The organism is uncultured Amnibacterium sp. (assembly GCF_964244015.1).
Classification (GTDB): Bacteria; Actinomycetota; Actinomycetes; order Actinomycetales; family Microbacteriaceae; genus Amnibacterium.
This window is the reverse complement of record NZ_CAXTHO010000010.1, coordinates 26,132-40,837: the sequence shown is the minus strand read 5'-3', so window position 1 is coordinate 40,837 and position 14,706 is coordinate 26,132. Positions and strand designations below refer to the sequence as shown.

At 69.6% G+C, this 14,706-nt stretch carries 17 protein-coding genes and 1 pseudogene; 10 read left to right on the top strand and 8 right to left on the bottom strand.

All coding sequences use genetic code 11. From position 1 onward, the window contains the following. The 3 genes from ACFE67_RS02505 to dnaN form a co-directional block, all read right to left on the bottom strand. A partial coding sequence (locus ACFE67_RS02505; RefSeq protein ID WP_375405294.1) for an AAA family ATPase occupies positions 1–506 on the bottom strand: 506 nt, incomplete at its 3' end. 91 nt (positions 507–597) lie between these two features. Then, positions 598–1,518, bottom strand: coding sequence for a phosphogluconate dehydrogenase (NAD(+)-dependent, decarboxylating) (gene gnd, locus ACFE67_RS02500; protein WP_375405293.1), 921 nt, complete (start codon positions 1,516–1,518; stop codon positions 598–600). Positions 1,519–1,564: 46 nt separating this feature from the next. After that, positions 1,565–2,704 (bottom strand): DNA polymerase III subunit beta, encoded by a 1,140-nt coding sequence (dnaN, locus tag ACFE67_RS02495; protein WP_375405292.1) that lies wholly within the window; start codon positions 2,702–2,704, stop codon positions 1,565–1,567. A 389-nt stretch (positions 2,705–3,093) separates the two neighbouring features. Between dnaN and ACFE67_RS02490 the strand changes: the two are divergent. Beyond that, positions 3,094–3,663: pseudogene (locus tag ACFE67_RS02490) on the top strand (DUF3626 domain-containing protein); the annotation flags it as partial. A gap of 50 nt (positions 3,664–3,713) precedes the next feature. After that, positions 3,714–3,929, top strand: coding sequence for a hypothetical protein (locus ACFE67_RS02485; RefSeq protein WP_375405297.1), 216 nt, complete (start codon positions 3,714–3,716; stop codon positions 3,927–3,929). A gap of 75 nt (positions 3,930–4,004) precedes the next feature. On the opposite strand, the gene dnaA is transcribed toward ACFE67_RS02485, so the two are convergent. Continuing rightward, positions 4,005–5,429 (bottom strand): chromosomal replication initiator protein DnaA, encoded by a 1,425-nt coding sequence (dnaA, locus tag ACFE67_RS02480; protein ID WP_375405291.1) that lies wholly within the window; start codon positions 5,427–5,429, stop codon positions 4,005–4,007. 377 nt (positions 5,430–5,806) lie between these two features. On the opposite strand from dnaA, the gene rpmH reads away from it, so the two are divergent. The 8 genes from rpmH to ACFE67_RS02440 are packed head-to-tail and all read left to right on the top strand — an operon-like array spanning position 5,807 to position 10,761. Then, positions 5,807–5,944 carry a 50S ribosomal protein L34 gene (gene rpmH, locus ACFE67_RS02475; RefSeq protein WP_375405296.1) on the top strand — a complete coding sequence of 46 codons (138 nt, stop codon included), beginning with the start codon at positions 5,807–5,809 and terminating at the stop codon, positions 5,942–5,944. Positions 5,945–5,962: 18 nt separating this feature from the next. Beyond that, positions 5,963–6,301 (top strand): ribonuclease P protein component, encoded by a 339-nt coding sequence (gene rnpA / locus ACFE67_RS02470; protein ID WP_375405290.1) that lies wholly within the window; start codon positions 5,963–5,965, stop codon positions 6,299–6,301. After that, the gene (gene yidD / locus ACFE67_RS02465) at positions 6,298–6,615 is read left to right on the top strand and encodes a membrane protein insertion efficiency factor YidD (protein ID WP_375405289.1); all 318 of its coding nucleotides are present in this window, start codon (positions 6,298–6,300) and stop codon (positions 6,613–6,615) included. Before rnpA ends, yidD begins: the two co-directional genes overlap by 4 nt. Continuing rightward, on the top strand, positions 6,602–7,582 hold the full coding sequence (gene yidC, locus ACFE67_RS02460; RefSeq protein ID WP_375405288.1) for a membrane protein insertase YidC: 981 nt from the start codon (positions 6,602–6,604) through the stop codon (positions 7,580–7,582). Before yidD ends, yidC begins: the two co-directional genes overlap by 14 nt. Continuing rightward, positions 7,579–8,124: a protein jag gene (locus ACFE67_RS02455; RefSeq protein WP_375405287.1), complete on the top strand. Its 546-nt coding sequence runs from the start codon at positions 7,579–7,581 to the stop codon at positions 8,122–8,124. The genes yidC and ACFE67_RS02455 overlap by 4 nt, the downstream gene beginning before the upstream one ends. Beyond that, the gene (gene rsmG, locus ACFE67_RS02450; RefSeq protein WP_375405286.1) at positions 8,121–8,777 is read left to right on the top strand and encodes a 16S rRNA (guanine(527)-N(7))-methyltransferase RsmG; all 657 of its coding nucleotides are present in this window, start codon (positions 8,121–8,123) and stop codon (positions 8,775–8,777) included. Before ACFE67_RS02455 ends, rsmG begins: the two co-directional genes overlap by 4 nt. A gap of 41 nt (positions 8,778–8,818) precedes the next feature. Beyond that, the gene (locus ACFE67_RS02445; RefSeq protein WP_375405285.1) at positions 8,819–9,733 is read left to right on the top strand and encodes a ParA family protein; all 915 of its coding nucleotides are present in this window, start codon (positions 8,819–8,821) and stop codon (positions 9,731–9,733) included. Then, complete coding sequence (locus ACFE67_RS02440; protein WP_375405284.1) at positions 9,730–10,761, top strand: ParB/RepB/Spo0J family partition protein; 1,032 nt, start codon at positions 9,730–9,732, stop codon at positions 10,759–10,761. The genes ACFE67_RS02445 and ACFE67_RS02440 overlap by 4 nt, the downstream gene beginning before the upstream one ends. A 62-nt stretch (positions 10,762–10,823) precedes the next feature. Here ACFE67_RS02440 and ACFE67_RS02435 read toward each other — a convergent pair whose 3' ends face one another. The 4 genes from ACFE67_RS02435 to trxB form a co-directional block, all read right to left on the bottom strand. Beyond that, positions 10,824–11,774, bottom strand: a complete 951-nt coding sequence (locus ACFE67_RS02435) for a D-alanine--D-alanine ligase (RefSeq protein WP_375405283.1) — start codon at positions 11,772–11,774, stop codon at positions 10,824–10,826. Between the two features lie 19 nt (positions 11,775–11,793). Beyond that, positions 11,794–13,107, bottom strand: coding sequence for a PLP-dependent aminotransferase family protein (locus ACFE67_RS02430; RefSeq protein ID WP_375405282.1), 1,314 nt, complete (start codon positions 13,105–13,107; stop codon positions 11,794–11,796). Positions 13,108–13,272: 165 nt separating this feature from the next. After that, positions 13,273–13,590: a thioredoxin gene (trxA, locus tag ACFE67_RS02425; protein WP_375405281.1), complete on the bottom strand. Its 318-nt coding sequence runs from the start codon at positions 13,588–13,590 to the stop codon at positions 13,273–13,275. A gap of 40 nt (positions 13,591–13,630) precedes the next feature. Then, positions 13,631–14,662 carry a thioredoxin-disulfide reductase gene (gene trxB / locus ACFE67_RS02420; RefSeq protein WP_375405280.1) on the bottom strand — a complete coding sequence of 344 codons (1,032 nt, stop codon included), beginning with the start codon at positions 14,660–14,662 and terminating at the stop codon, positions 13,631–13,633. Positions 14,663–14,706 lie beyond the last annotated feature (44 nt).

Sequence of the window (14,706 nt, the reverse complement as noted above, 5' to 3'; positions counted from 1 at the left end):
CCGCGGCTGCCGCGCAGCAGGCCGTTGCGCTGGCGGAGCGCCTTCTCGTAGTCGCTCACCACCCCGGCCAACCGAGGCGTGCGCTGCACCATCAGCTCATCGACGAAGCGGCGACGTGCGGAGGGCTCCCCCCGCACGATCGCCAGGTCCTCCGGCGCGAACAGCACGCTCGAGACGTTTCGGGTGATCTCGCGCGGCCGCACGGCCGAGCGGTTCAGCTGCGCGCGGTTCGCCCCCACCTTGTTGATCAGCACCTCCGCGAGCACCTCGCGGTCGGCCGCGACCACGGTCGCTCGGATGACGGCGGACTCGGCACCGGCGCGGACCAGGGCGGCATCACCCGAGACCCGATGCGAACCCAGGGTCGTCAGGAACCCGATCGCCTCGACGAGATTCGTCTTGCCCTGGCCGTTGCTGCCGGCGAGCACGTTCGCCCCCGGGCCGAATCCGACCTCGGCGGTCTCGTAGTTGCGCCAGTCCGTCAGCTTCAGAGAGGTGATGCGCATGGGCGGGATGTCCTGTTCACGGATCCGCGGATCCGGGCGGCGTCGACCTGCTCGCGCCGGCGGAGATCCCCGTATCCGTGAACCCGGACTGCTATCGCTTGGTCGGGTGCTGCTGCTGCGCGCTCTCGACCTCGGCGGCCTTCACCGCGTGGCCGCCGAACTGGTTGCGCAGCGCGGCGACGGCCTTCATCGCGGGCGACTGCTCCTGGCGCGAGACGAAGCGGGCGAAGATCGAGGCGCTGATGGCCGGCATCGGCACCGCGTGGTCGATCGCCTCCTCGAGGGTCCACCGGCCCTCACCGGAGTCGTCGACGTAGCCGTCGATGTCCTCGAAGGCGGGGTCGGCGTCCAGCGCCTTCACCATCAGCTCGAGCAGCCAGGACCGGACGACCGTGCCGCGCTGCCAGGCCTTGAAGGTGCCGGGCACGTCGATGCCGCGGTCGGAGGCGGCCAGCAGCTCGTAGCCCTCGGCGTACGCCTGCATGATCGCGTACTCGATGCCGTTGTGCACCATCTTCGTGTAGTGACCGGCGCCGACGGGGCCGGCGTGCACGAAGCCCTCCTCACGGGGCCCCTCGGGGCGCAGCGCGTCGAACACCGGCATGAGGTGCTGGACCTGCTCGTCGCTGCCGCCGACCATCAGGCCGTACCCGTTCTCGAGGCCCCACACGCCGCCGGAGACGCCGACGTCCATGAAGCCGATGCCCTTGGCGTCGAGCTGCTTGCCGTGCACCTCGTCGTCGGTGAACTTCGTGTTGCCGCCGTCGACGATCGTGTCGCCCGGCTCCAGCACGTCCGCGAGCGCGTCGATGACCGAGTCGGTGATCTTCCCCGCGGGCACCATGACCCAGACGACGCGCGGCGTGGGCAGCGCGGCGGCGAGCGCGGCGTAATCCGCCACGTCGCTCACGGCCGGGTTGGTGTCGTAGCCGACGACGTCGATCCCGCCCTTCTTCAGGCGGGCGCGCATGTTGTTGCCCATCTTGCCCAGACCGACGAGACCGATCTCCATGCTGGTGTCCTCTTCGTTCGACTTCGGGGCCCGCGGTGCGCCGGGATCAGCGCAGCAGCAGGTTCGGCTGGAGCAGGTAGCGGAACTCCTCGCTGCCCAGGTCCTCCCGCGACTTCTGGCCGGTGATCAGCACAGGACCGGGCTTGTTCGGATTCTCCGTCTTCGTGAACGAGATCCGCACGAAGTCCGCGTGCACGCCCGAGAGTCCATCGAGGAGGAACTGGGGCTTCAGCGAGACGACGATGTCATCGCCGACGACGACCGCGTCGAGCTGCTCCGACGCCTGCGCCTGCTCGGAGCCGGCGGCCTCGAGCGTCACGCCCTCGGCCGAGAACGAGTACCGCAGCGCGGCTTCGCGCTCGAGCACCAGCTGCACGCGCCGGGTGGCCTCGACCAGCTCGGCCGTGCCGATCACGGCGTAGTGCTCCGTCGTGTCGGGGAAGAGCCGCTTGACCGGAGGGAAGTTGCCCTTGATCAGCAGCGAGGTGACGGTGCGCCGATCGGAGGCGAAGGCGATCAGCTCGCGGTCACCGCCGCGGGTGATGCCGATGCTCACGTCGCCGCTGCCGGCGAACGTGCGGCCGACCTCCTGCAGCGTGCGAGCGGGGACGAGTGCGTTGACGGTCTCCTCGGTGTCGCTGCCCCACGGCAGCTCCCGCACGGCGACGCGGTAGCGATCCGTGGCGGTGAGCGAGATCGCGCCGGCGGTCGCTTCGAGCTGGACACCGGTGATGACCGGCGTGACGTCGTCCCGGGAGGCGGCGACCACGACTTGGGCGATCGCGCCGGAGAAGGTCCCCGCGGGCACGACGCCGGTGGACTCGCCGATCGCCGGCAGGCTGGGGTACTCCGCGACCGGCATGGACAGCAGCGTGAACTTCGCGCTGCCGGCGCTGACCAGCACCCGGTTCTCGTGCGTCGAGACCTCGACCGGGACGCCGGGCAACCGGTTCGCGATGTCGGCGAGCAGCTTGCCCGACACGAGCACCCGGCCGGGTTCCTCCACCTGCGCGTCGATGCGGACGCGGGCGCTGACCTCGTAGTCGAACGACGAGAGGGACAGGCCGTCGTCGGTCGTCTCGATCAGGATGCCCGAGAGGATCGGCAGGGTGGTGCGCTGCGGCAGCAGACGGACGGCGAACGAGACGGCGTCGCTGAAGACGTCCCTGTTCGCGTGGAATCGCACCGTCGCACTCCCTGTTCCGTAGGTCCCTGGAGTCGTGCCGGGGAACGCCTTCGATCACGTCGCTGAGCATGCTAGCGGGTGCCGTCAGGCGTGCTCCCGCCGATGATGACGCCCGCACGGGGTCGTCCTCCACAGCGCGGAATCGAGTGGAAGCCGGATGAGAGAGGGAAGGACAATCACACTCTTAACAGGTGTGCACACTGTGGATAACTCGGGCGCACCGGCCTGGTCGGCGGGAACTACACGCCTGTCAGATGTCGAAACCGTGCGGACGGACGACCGCGTCCCCTGCTCCACCATGTTGACGTGCCGAGGTCGCCTCCACATCGCCCCAGGGCGAGGGGCCCCCGGACGGGGCGCTGGAGGGGAGTTATCCACACGTCCCTCACATGGGGGTGGATCTCTTCCCGGCAGGGACGAACCGGGCGGAGCGGTCGACAGTCGGCGTGCTCCTTGGTTACGGGGTCGACGTCCACTTTCAGCCAGACGCCCCGACCGTTGACGGCCGCTCCGTACTGGACGCGCTGATGTCCGACGGCCGGTGGCGGACGCAGTTCGAGACGGCGACGAGTAACGGCGGGCTGACCGCGTTCAGCGGCGGCGATCGCTGGCGGTGGGAGTCGCGGCTCTTCGACGGTGCGTATGACCGTTCGCCCGCCACGGACCGGCCGGCGTATGGAGCGCTGCGGCGCACCGGAGATCGGTACGGGTCCTCCCCGAGATTCGGATCCGCGGTGCTGCGACTCGGCCCGACGATGCTCAACCGGACAACACTCTGCGTCCCAGACAGCGTGTTCGAACCGGAGGCGGTTGGGACTGTCGATGCCGCAGGCGCAGTTATCGCCGCGCTGGACGCCGTGAAGCCGGACGACCCGTTGGACCGGTACGTCGAGGCCCACGTCCACGGCGGCGTCCGACTGACGGAGGACCTCGAGGCGATCGTGCTGGATCCGAGCTTCCGCGGAGGCGCGATCGCGGAGACCGCCGCGCGGAGCGGTCTGAAGGTCGAATGGCATCGGGCTGCGCGCTCGCGCCGGAGGACATCGCCGCGCACGCCGAGTACAGGGGCGAGGCGATCTCGGCGGCGGCGATCCGTGTCGCGGATGGTCGGACGCTGACGCCGGCGGTGCTCGGCACTGCAGTTCGCGAGGAGGTCGTCGACGCGCAGACGGCCAAGCGCGTCTGGCACCTCCTCGCCCGCTTCGGTCGGACCGGTACTCGCTAGCGGGGCCCACTGTTGCTAAAACGACGGCGCGCACCGTTGCGTTTGCAGCGGAGGGCCCCGCTAGCGAGGTCGGGGTCAGCGGCGGTAGCGCTGCTCCTGCTTGATGCGGCTCGTCAGCTCGGTGACCTGGTTGTAGATCGAGCGGCGCTCCTTCATCAGCTCGCTGATCTTCTTGTTCGCGTACATCACGGTCGTGTGGTCGCGGCCGCCGAAGAGCTGACCGATCTTCGGCAGCGACAGGCTCGTCAGCTCGCGGCACAGGTACATCGCGATCTGCCGGGCGCCGGCGATCTGCTGCGATCGGCTCGACCCGAACAGGTCGTCGGTGGAGAGCTTGAAGTAGGCGGCGACGGCCTCGATGATGTCGCCGGGGGCGATCACGTTGTCCTCGTCGAGGGTGATCAGGTCCTTCAGCACCGTCTGCACGAGCGCCATGTCGACCGGCGCGCGGGTCAGGCTCGCGAAGGCGGTGACGCGGATCAGCGTGCCCTCCAGCTCCCGGATGTTGCTCGACACCTTCGACGCCATGAACTCGAGGATGTCGTCGGGCACCTGCAGCTGGTCGTTCTGCGCGCGCTTCCTGAGGATCGCGATCCGGGTCTCGAGGTCCGGGATCTGCACATCGGTGATGAGGCCCTGCTCGAACCGCGACCGCATCCGGTCCTCGAACCCGGTCAGCTGCCGCGGCGCGAGGTCGGAGGTGATGACCACCTGCTTGTTGTGGTCGTGCAGGGTGTTGAACGTGTGGAAGAAGGCCTCCTGCGTCGAGTCCTTCCCCGAGAGGAACTGGATGTCGTCGATCAGCAGCACGTCGACGTCGCGGTACCGCCCCTGGAACTGCTGCGTCCTGTTCGTCGCGATCGAGTTGATGAAGTCGTTGGTGAACTCCTCGCTGGAGACGTACCGCACCCGGATCCCCGGGTAGAGACCCATCGAGTAGTGCCCGATGGAGTGCAGGAGGTGCGTCTTGCCGAGCCCGGAGCCGCCGTAGATGAAGAGCGGGTTGTAGGCCTTCGCCGGCGATTCGGCCACCGCGAACGCGGCGGCGTGCGCGAACCGGTTGGAGGATCCGATCACGAAGGTGTCGAACGTGTACCGCTCGTTCAGCCGGGACTCGGTGCCGGGGGTGATCACCGGCGTCTCCGGTGCGGCGGCGGGCGTCACGCGGTTCGTCGCGGGCGGCGGGACCGGCGCGGGTGCGGGTGCGGGCTGGGGCGTGGAGTCGTAGTCGGGGACGATGTCGGGGTTCACGGTCACGGCGAACGTGTGGATGTGGAACTCGTCCTGGAGGCCGCCGATCGCCTCCGCGAGGGGTACCCGGCCTCGCTGCTCGAGCATCGAGCGGGAGAAGTCGTTCGGCACCTCGAGGTAGAGCACGCCGGCCATGACGCCCTTCGGCTCCACCAGGCTGATGAACCCGTGCAGCTGCGGCCCCACCCGGGTATCGGTGGCGAGGGCGGCGCGGATCCTGCTCCACGCATCCACGGCGGCATCGGTCATCGGCAGGTCCTCCCCACTCTGTGGTCGCATGCGGAACGCAAGACGGGCGCGGCGGAACGCCAGACAAGACCTCTGCTCCGGTCGGGGATCCGGAGGGACGAGGGCCAACCGTAACGCCCGCTCGTTTCGTCGGGCAAGTCTCCACAGGCGAGGCTGCCGGTGTGTGGAGAAACGCCGGTCGACTCCGCGGAACGACCAGCCCAGGGCTGGGGACAACTCCGGAATCACACCTGTGGAATTCGTACCCCGTCCTGGGGGCCGCGACGGCATGATGTACGCTGCTTCGGTTCCGCGGTGCGCGTCTGTGCGCACCCGACGACTTCGCGCCCGCCGGCTCCGGCGTTCGAGGCGCGCCCGAGACGTACGAGGTGACCGCAGTGACGAAGCGCACGTTCCAGCCGAACAACCGCCGCAGGGCCAAGGTGCACGGCTTCCGCCTGCGTATGCGCACCCGCGCCGGCCGGGCGATCCTCTCCGCTCGCCGCGGCAAGGGTCGCACCGAGCTCTCGGCGTAGGGGCCCGACCACTCCCCCGTGCTCGCGAAAGCGAACCGCATCGTCTCGGCGACCGACTACCGGCGTCTCGTCCGTTCGGGCCGCAGGGCTCGCGGGTCGCTGACGCTGGCGTACGGACACCGGTCCGCGCCTGGCGCGCCGCTGCGGATGGGCGTGATCGTCGCTCGCAACGTCGGGAACGCGGTCGTCCGCAACCGCGTCCGTCGTCGCATCAAAGCGGTCGGCTGGGCGCTCGCGCAGGACGTCGAGGGGCTCGACGTGGTGCTGCGGGCGCTGCCGTCCGCCGCTGCGGCGGACTTCACCCAGATCGATGGAGAGGTGCGCCGACTCGTCGGCGTGCTGCGGGAACGCGCATGAATCACCTCGTGCTCCTGCCGCGCAACGCCGAGATCGCGCTGCTGCGGCTGTACCGCGCCGTGGTCTCGCCCCTCTACGGCGATGTGTGCAGGTACCATCCCTCCTGCTCCCGCTACGCCATGGAGGCCGTGCAGCAGTCGGGGGTCGTCGTCGGAACCGCGCAGGCCGGCTGGCGAGTGCTTCGCTGCAACCCCTGGTCACGCGGTGGGGTCGACGATCCGCCCGCGCGACTGCCCGCCTCGTACCGCATCACCACGCACGGCTTCGTTCGGCCGGTAAGCAGCCAGGAGGCTGATCCTCATGGGCATCGCTGACATCTTCGGCTACGTCCTCTGGCCCTTCAAGTGGGCGATCGAGGCCCTGCTCGTCGGCTTCCACGCGTTCTGGACCGCGATCGGGTTCGACGGTGCCGACGGCCTGACCTGGATCCTGTCGATCCTCGGTCTGGTGATCGTGGTGCGGTCCGCCCTGATCCCGCTGTTCGTGCGACAGATCAAGAGCCAGCGGAAGATGCTGGAGCTGGCGCCGCAGCTGAAGAAGATCCAGGAGAAGTACAAGGGCAAGCGAGACCAGTTCTCCCGCGAGGCCATGAGCCGGGAGACGATGGAGCTCTACCGCCACAACGGGACCAGCCCCTTCTCCTCCTGCCTGCCGCTCATCGCGCAGATGCCGATCTTCTTCAGCCTGTTCCAGGTGCTGGAGACCGCGCAGCGGACCCCGGAGAAGGGCGGCGTCGGCCTGCTCTCGGTCCCCCTCGCGACCTCGTTCGGCAAGTCCTCGCTGTTCGGTGCCCCGCTGCACGCGACGATCACCGCGAACGAGAACGTCGCGCTGGTGTCCGTGATCGGCATCATCATGGTCGTGATCATGACGGCCACGCAGTTCATCACCCAGCTGCAGATCATGTCGAAGAACGTCTCCCCCGAGACGATGGCCAGCCCGATGTTCCGGCAGCAGAAGATGCTGCTCTACGTCCTGCCGCTCGTGTTCATCTTCTCGGGCATCACCTTCCCGCTCGGCGTGATGTTCTACTGGGTCTTCTCGAACCTGTGGACGATGGGGCAGCAGTTCGTCGTCATCCGCAACTCCCCGACCCCCGGCAGCGAGGCAGCCAAGACGCGCGAGGCGCGGCTGGCGAAGAAGGCGGAGCGCAAGCGGGAGCGTCGTGGCGAGGTCCTGGAGGCCTCCGAAGTCGCGCCGCCCGCACCGAGGGTGAACACCCAGCGGACGCAGCCGATCGGTCGCAACCGCTCCAAGCGCACGGGAGAACGACGAGCATGACCCTTCGAGGGCCTCAGGACGGCGCCGACGCGACGACGCCCACCGAGGACGACGTGCACGGCCTGCAGGCAGCCCTCGATGCGGAGGCCGGTGTCGGTGCCGCCGGCGATGTCGGGGACATCGCGGCCGACTACATCGAGGAACTGCTCGACATCAGCGACCTCGACGGCGACATCGAGATCGAGGACGACGGCGGACGCACGACCGTGAAGGTCACCGGCGGCGACCTGCGGCTGCTCTCGGATCCGGAGACGGTCGGCGCGCTGCAGGAGCTGACCCGGCTCGCGGTGCAGACGCGCACCGGAGGATTCGCCCGTCTGACGCTCGACATCGGCGGCAGCAGGGACCAGCGGTCGCGCGAGCTCGCCGTACTCGTCGACTCGGCGGTCGCCGCCATCGCCGACGGGGCGGCGGGCGTGCCGCTCGCCCCGATGTCCTCCTACGAGCGGAAGCTCGTGCACGACCTCGCCTCCGAGCGCGGCCTCCAGTCCCACTCCGAGGGAGAGGGCGCCGAGCGCCACATCGTGCTCACCCCCGCGTGACCCTCCGAGAGCCTCAGGACGGCGCCAGCGCCCTCGAGCAGGAGCCGGCCGAAGCCCGCACCGTCTTCGGTGATCGGCTCCCCGTCGTCCGCCGGTACACCGCCGACCTCGCGGAGCACGGGATCGTCCTCGGCCTGATCGGCCCGCTCGAACCCCCTCGGCTGTGGTCGAGGCACGTGCTGAACAGCGGCCTGCTGGCGCCGTTCCTGCCCTGGGGCGCCGTGGTCGCCGACGTCGGCAGCGGCGCGGGGCTGCCCGGACTGGTGATCGCAGCCGCCCGTCCGGATCTGAAGGTGACGCTCATCGAGCCCATGGAGCGCAGGGTGGCATGGCTCGAGGAGGAGTCGGCGCGGCTCGGGCTCGACAACGTCGTGGTCGAGCGCGCCCGGGCGGAGGACGCCGCACCCGGCCGGTTCGACGTGGTCACGGCCCGGGCGGTCGGCGCCCTGACCGGCCTGCTGCCGATCACCGTGCCGCTGGTGAGACCCGGGGGCCGCCTCGCGCTGATGAAGGGCGCCGCCGTGGAGGCGGAGCTCGCGAAGGCGGACAGGGTGATCCGGCGCCTCCGGCTCGCCGACGTGCGCGTCGAGATCGCGGGACGCGGCATGGCGTCCCTCGAAACGCGCGTGCTGGTGGCTACTGTGCCGAATTGACCCCCGTTCGGGGGACGCCCGCTGCAGACCCGAGGATCGATGTGACACCCAGCTCAGCGCTCGACTCGCGAGGGTCGGGATTCGACGAGTCGACACCGCTCGCGCGGGAGCTCGCGGACCTGACCGCGCGACGGGCTCGCCTGCGCGGCAACGCGCTGCCGAGGCCGCGAACCACCCGCATCTTCACGGTGGCGAATCAGAAGGGCGGCGTCGGCAAGACCACGACGACCGTCAACCTCGCTGCAGCGCTCGCGAAGTCGGGGATGCGCGTGCTCGCCATCGACCTCGACCCGCAGGGCAACGCCTCCACCGCGCTGGGCGTCGAGCACCGCCACGACACCATCAGCGTCTACGACGTGGTCGTCGGTGAGGCGCCGCTGTCGGACGTGGTGCAGAAGAGCCCCGAGTTCGACACCCTCTGGTGCGCGCCGGCCACCATCCACCTCGCCGGGGCCGAGATCGAGCTCGTCTCGCTCGTCGCCCGGGAGCAGCGCCTCCGCACCGCGCTGAACGCCTACCTCCAGAGCGCGGAGGACCCGTTCGACTACGTGTTCATCGACTGCCCGCCGTCGATCGGGTTGCTGACGATCAACGCGTTCGTCGCGGCGACCGAGGTGCTGATCCCGATCCAGTGCGAGTACTACGCCCTGGAGGGGCTCTCGCAGCTGCTCAGGAACGTCGATCTGATCGAGAAGCACCTGAACCCGAGCCTCACCGTGTCGACGATCCTGCTCACCATGTTCGACGGGCGCACCCGCCTCGCGAACGACGTGGCCGACGACGTGCGCAAGCACTTCCCCGAGCAGGTGCTCGCCAGCGTCATCCCGCGCGCGGTGCGGATCTCGGAGGCGCCGAGCCATGGGCAGAGCGTGATCACGTACGACCCGAACTCCCCCGGTGCGCTGTCGTACCTCGAGGCAGCGGGCGAGATCGCTCGTCGCGGAACCGCGGCATGACCACTTCGAGAGCCTCAGGACAAGCCGCGCCGGCCCGTCAGCAGCGGCTCGGCCGCGGGATCGGCGCGCTGCTGATGCCCGACGACGACCGTCCGCTCGATCAGACGCGCCCCTCCGACGTCTACTTCGGCCGCGCTGCCGAGCCGGTGGACGAGCTGCAGGCGGTCCCCGGCCTCCGGCTCGTCGCGCTGTCCCCCGACGACATCCGCCCGAACCCGCAGCAGCCCCGTCGCGACTTCGACGAGCAGGGCATGGCGGAGATGGTGCAGTCCGTCGTCGAGAACGGCGTGCTGCAGCCGATCGTGGTCCGGCCGCTGGCCTCAGGTGACGGCGCGAAGTTCGAGCTGGTCATGGGCGAGCGGCGGTTGCGTGCGGCGAAGACCGCAGGGCTGCGGTTCATCCCGGCCGTCATCAAGGACACCGCCGATGATCAGATGCTGCAGGAGGCGCTGCTCGAGAACCTGCACCGGATGCAGCTCACCCCCCTCGAGGAGGCGAGCGCGTACCAGCAGCTGATCGACGACTTCGGCATCACGCACGACGAGCTCGGCATGCGGATCGGGCGCAACCGCACCACGATCACGAACGCGATCCGGCTCCTGAAGCTGCCCGACCACATCCAGCGCAAGGTCGCCGCGGGGGTCATCACCCCCGGGCATGCCCGAGCGGTGCTGTCCGTCGTCGATCCCGAGCTGATGGACCGGCTCGTGGACAAGATCGTGGTGGAGGACCTGAACGTCCGGCAGTCCGAGGCCGCTGCGATCCGGCTGGCCGGACCATCGAAGCCGAAGAAGGCCACCGGCCGCCGCAACGAGGGGCTCGACCACATCGCCGACCGGCTCGGCTCCCGCTTCGACACCCGCGTCCGGGTCGACCTGAACGCGAAGAGCGGCCGGATCGTCATCGACTTCGGCTCGGTCACCGACCTGAACCGGATCCTCGAGGAGATCGGCGAGGAGAAGTGGGAGGAGGGCGAGGCGCGCGAGCGCATGCTCGCCCAGCGCACGGCGGCCCTCCGCCGCAGATAACCCCGTCCGAGCGCTGGCTCATTCTCCGTTTTGTAGGCAGGTTCTGCCTACAAAACGGAGGATCAGGCGTCGGCGAGGGCTCGCTCGGTGATCGCGGCGTAGGCGCTGGAGAGGTCGCGGCCGGTCGAGAGGAGGGCCTGCGGAAGCAGACTCGTCTCGGTGAGGCCCGGCATCACGTTCGACTCGAGGAACCAGGGGCGGCCGTCCGGGTCGACGATGAGGTCGGCGCGGGAGAGGTGCCGGAGGCCCATCGACCGGTGCGCGAGCAGGGCCAGCTCGCCGGCTGACGCTGCAGCCGCGGGGTCGATCCTCGCCGGGGTGTAGAACCGCGTCTCACCCGCGGTGTACCGCTCCTCGAAGCCGTAGAACCCGCTGCGCGGCACGATCTCGACCGCAGGCAGCGCCTCCGGACCGCCGTCCGCATCGATCACGCCGACCGCGATCTCGGTCCCGACGATGCGCTGCTCGATGAGCGCCTCGTCGGCGTAGGTGAACGCGTCCATCAGCGCGCGGGGCAGCTGGTCCGCGCTCTCCACCACCGTGACGCCCTGCGCGGAGCCGCCCCTGGCGGGTTTGACGACGAGTCCCTCCGGCATCGAGCCGAGGATGGTGTCGATCGCGCTGCGGGCTCCGATCTCGCGGAACACGTCACGGGTCAGGGTGACGGAGGCAGGCGTGTCGCCGCCGGCCGTCCCCACCACGCGCTTCGACGTCGGCTTGTCCCAGGCGAGTCGCGCGGAGGGGCCCGTGCTGCCGATGTAGGTGAGCCCGGACACGTCCAGCAGCGCTCGGAGCGAGCCGTCCTCGCCGCTCGCCCCGTGCAGCGCGGGCCAGACGACATCGGGTCGCTGCTCGAGGAGCGCGGGCAGCAGCTTCGCGTCCGGCTCCGCGGTCGTCACGTGCCACCCGAGGCGGGACAGCGCGTCGACGACCCGTCGCCCGGAGCGCAGCGAGACATCCCGCTCGTGCGAGATGCCGCCCGACAGCACCACGACGGTCGTCGTTGAAGTCACGGGATCCTCCTCGGGTGGGTCACTGCAGGTCGGGCGGCGGGGCGCCGACCGACCGGTCGTCCCGGCGCGGCGCCAGCGACCCGGTTCCCGCGAAGGCGCGCACCAGTTCGAGCTCCCCGTTCACCACGGTCGCGAGCCGCTGGATGCCGACGGTGATGTCCGCCGGCGTCGGGTAGCAGAAGGAGAGCCGCATCTCGCGGCCTCCCGAGCCGTCCGCGTAGAAGCCGGTACCGGGGGTGTAGGCGACGAGCTCGCGGACGGCTCGGGGCAGCATTTGCTTCGAGTGCAGCTCCTCCGGCAGCCCGACCCAGATGTAGAAGCCGCCGTTCGGCTCGTTCCAGGTCAGGTTCGGGAGGTACGTGTGCAGCGCCGCGAGCATCGCGTCGCGCCGCTCGCGGTACACGTCACGGAAGCGGGCGATCTGCGCCCGCCAGTCCACCGTCTCCAGGTACTCGGCGATCAGGTAGTGGTTGAAGCTCGACGGCGACAGGATCGCGGACTCGGCCGCGAGCACCAGCTTCTCGCGGATGGCATGCGGCGAGACCGCCCAGCCGACGCGGAACCCGGGCGCGAAGGTCTTGGAGAAGGAGCCGAGATAGACGACCCCGTCAGGGTTCAGGGTCTGCAGCGGGGGCGGCGCCGGCTCGTCGAACCAGAGCAGCCCGTAGGGGTTGTCCTCCACGATCAGCACCCCGAGCCGGCTGCAGATCTCGACCACCCTCGGTCGGCGCTCGGCCGACAGCGTGATGCCCGCAGGGTTGTGGAAGTTCGGGATCGTGTAGAGGAACTTCACGGTGCGACCGGCAGCGCGCTGTTCGAGGATCGCCGCCTCGAGCACCTCCGGCACGAGGCCGTCGGCGTCCATCGGCAGGTGGACGACCTTGGCCTGGTACGACGTGAAGACGCCGAGCGCACCGACGTAGCTGGGCCCCTCGGCCAGGATCACGTCGCCCGGGTCGATGAACAGCTTCGTCACGAGGTCGATCGCCTGCTGCGAGCCGGTCGTGGTCACGATGTCGTCGGGGGAGGCGCGGATGCCCTCCTCCGCCATCACCTCGACGATGTGCTCGCGGAGGCGCGGGAGGCCCTGACCCGAGCCGTACTGCAGGGCCTGCGGAGCGCTCGTCAGCAGCATCCGATCGATCGCGCCGGCGACGAGATCGCGCGGGATCGCCTTGACGTACGGCATGCCTCCTGCGAGGGAGACGACCTCGGGGCGAGAGGCGACGGCGAACAGGGCGCGCACCTCGCTGGCGGCCAGGCCGGATGCCCGCTCGGCGTAGGTGGCATGCCACGGGTCGAGATCGGTGCCGATCGGGCGCAGGTCGCTCATCGCAGTCCTCGGTGCATCGTTTCAGCAGGACGAATGCACAGGAGCAGGAGGGATCCAAGACACGATTCGTCCTGCTGAAGGCGATTCGTCCTGCCGGGTGCCGGCCCCCACCCGCCGTCCCGGCTCAGTGCCGGCACGCACGCATCAGCGCAGAGGTGGGGGCTGTCAGGCCAGAACGGAGGCGAGATCGGCTTCGATGGCGGGCTTCGGCTTCGCGCCGATCACCGTCTTCACGACCTCGCCGTTCTGGTACAGCTTCATCGCCGGGATGGAGGTGATCTGGTACTTCAGCGCCGTCTCGGGGTTCTCGTCGACGTTGAGCTTCACGATCTCGATCTTATCGGCGTGCTCCTCGGCGATCTCCGCCAGCACGGGTCCGACCCGGCGACAGGGTCCGCACCAGGCCGCCCAGAAGTCGACCAGGACCGGCTTCTCGGACTTGAGGACGTCCTGCTCGAACGTCGCATCGGTCACTTCGCGCATCGCGCCATCACTCCAATAGACAGGTGGACGAGGTCGAACTCTACGCCCGGCCGACCAGCTGGCCGGCCGGGTCGAACGAGGCGCCGGCAGCGGGTGCCTCGCCGGGCTTCGCGTCGCCTTTCGCACGGTCGAGCAGCTCGGCGGGGAGGGCGGCGAGGTAGTGCTCGGCGTCGAGCGCCGCGATCGTGCCGGATGCGGCGGCGGTGACCGCCTGGCGGTAGGTCGGGTCGATCACGTCGCCCGCGGCGAAGACACCGGGGATCGAGGTGCGGGAGGACCGCCCGTCGACCTTGATCGTGCCCTCGGGCGTCAGCTCGAGGATGTCCTCGACCAGCTCGGTCCTCGGGTCGTTGCCGATCGCGATGAACACGCCGTCGACATCCAGGCGCCGGTCCTCGCCTCCGTTCGTGGAGGTGAGCTGCACGCCGTTCACCAGGTCGTCGCCGACGATCTCGTCGATCTTCGAATTCCAGGCGATCTCGATCTTCGGGTCGTTCAGGGCCCGCTCCTGCATGATCTTCGAGGCGCGCAGGGAGTCGCCGCGGTGGATTACGGTGACCTTGTCGGCGAACCTCGTGAGGAAGGTCGCCTCCTCCATCGCCGAGTCGCCGCCACCCACGACGGCGATCTCCTTGCCGCGGAAGAAGAACCCGTCGCAGGTCGCGCACCACGAGACGCCGTGGCCGGACAGCCGGTCCTCGCCCTCGACGCCGAGACGGCGGTAGGCGGATCCGCTGGCCAGGATGACCGTCAGCGCCTCGTAGACCTTGTGGGACTTGCCCTCGCCGACGTGGACGCGCTTGACGTCGCCCTCGAGCTCGACCGCTGTGACGTCCTCGAGCACGACCTCGGTGTCGAACCGCTTCGCCTGCGCGAGCATGTTGTCCATGAGGTCGGGACCCATGATCCCGTCGGGGAAGCCGGGGAAGTTCTCGACGTCGGTGGTGTTCATCAGCTCGCCGCCGGCCTCGACCGAGCTCGCGATGAGCAGGGGCGCGAGCTGCGCGCGCCCCGCGTAGATCCCGGCCGTGTAGCCGGCAGGACCCGATCCGATGATGATCACCTGACGCACGTCTCGCTCCTCGTTCTGGGTCACGGGAGGTGGAACGGCCACCG

Coding starts and splice junctions, on each gene's coding strand:
- gnd (WP_375405293.1), bottom strand. CDS start 1,518: ATGGAGATCGGTCTCGTCGGTCTGGGCAAGATGGGCAACAACATGCGC.
- ACFE67_RS02485 (WP_375405297.1), top strand. CDS start 3,714: ATGGCATCGGGCTGCGCGCTCGCGCCGGAGGACATCGCCGCGCACGCC.
- dnaA (WP_375405291.1), bottom strand. CDS start 5,429: ATGACCGATGCCGCCGTGGATGCGTGGAGCAGGATCCGCGCCGCCCTC.
- yidD (WP_375405289.1), top strand. CDS start 6,298: ATGAATCACCTCGTGCTCCTGCCGCGCAACGCCGAGATCGCGCTGCTG.
- yidC (WP_375405288.1), top strand. CDS start 6,602: ATGGGCATCGCTGACATCTTCGGCTACGTCCTCTGGCCCTTCAAGTGG.
- ACFE67_RS02455 (WP_375405287.1), top strand. CDS start 7,579: ATGACCCTTCGAGGGCCTCAGGACGGCGCCGACGCGACGACGCCCACC.
- ACFE67_RS02440 (WP_375405284.1), top strand. CDS start 9,730: ATGACCACTTCGAGAGCCTCAGGACAAGCCGCGCCGGCCCGTCAGCAG.
- ACFE67_RS02430 (WP_375405282.1), bottom strand. CDS start 13,107: ATGAGCGACCTGCGCCCGATCGGCACCGATCTCGACCCGTGGCATGCC.
- trxA (WP_375405281.1), bottom strand. CDS start 13,590: ATGCGCGAAGTGACCGATGCGACGTTCGAGCAGGACGTCCTCAAGTCC.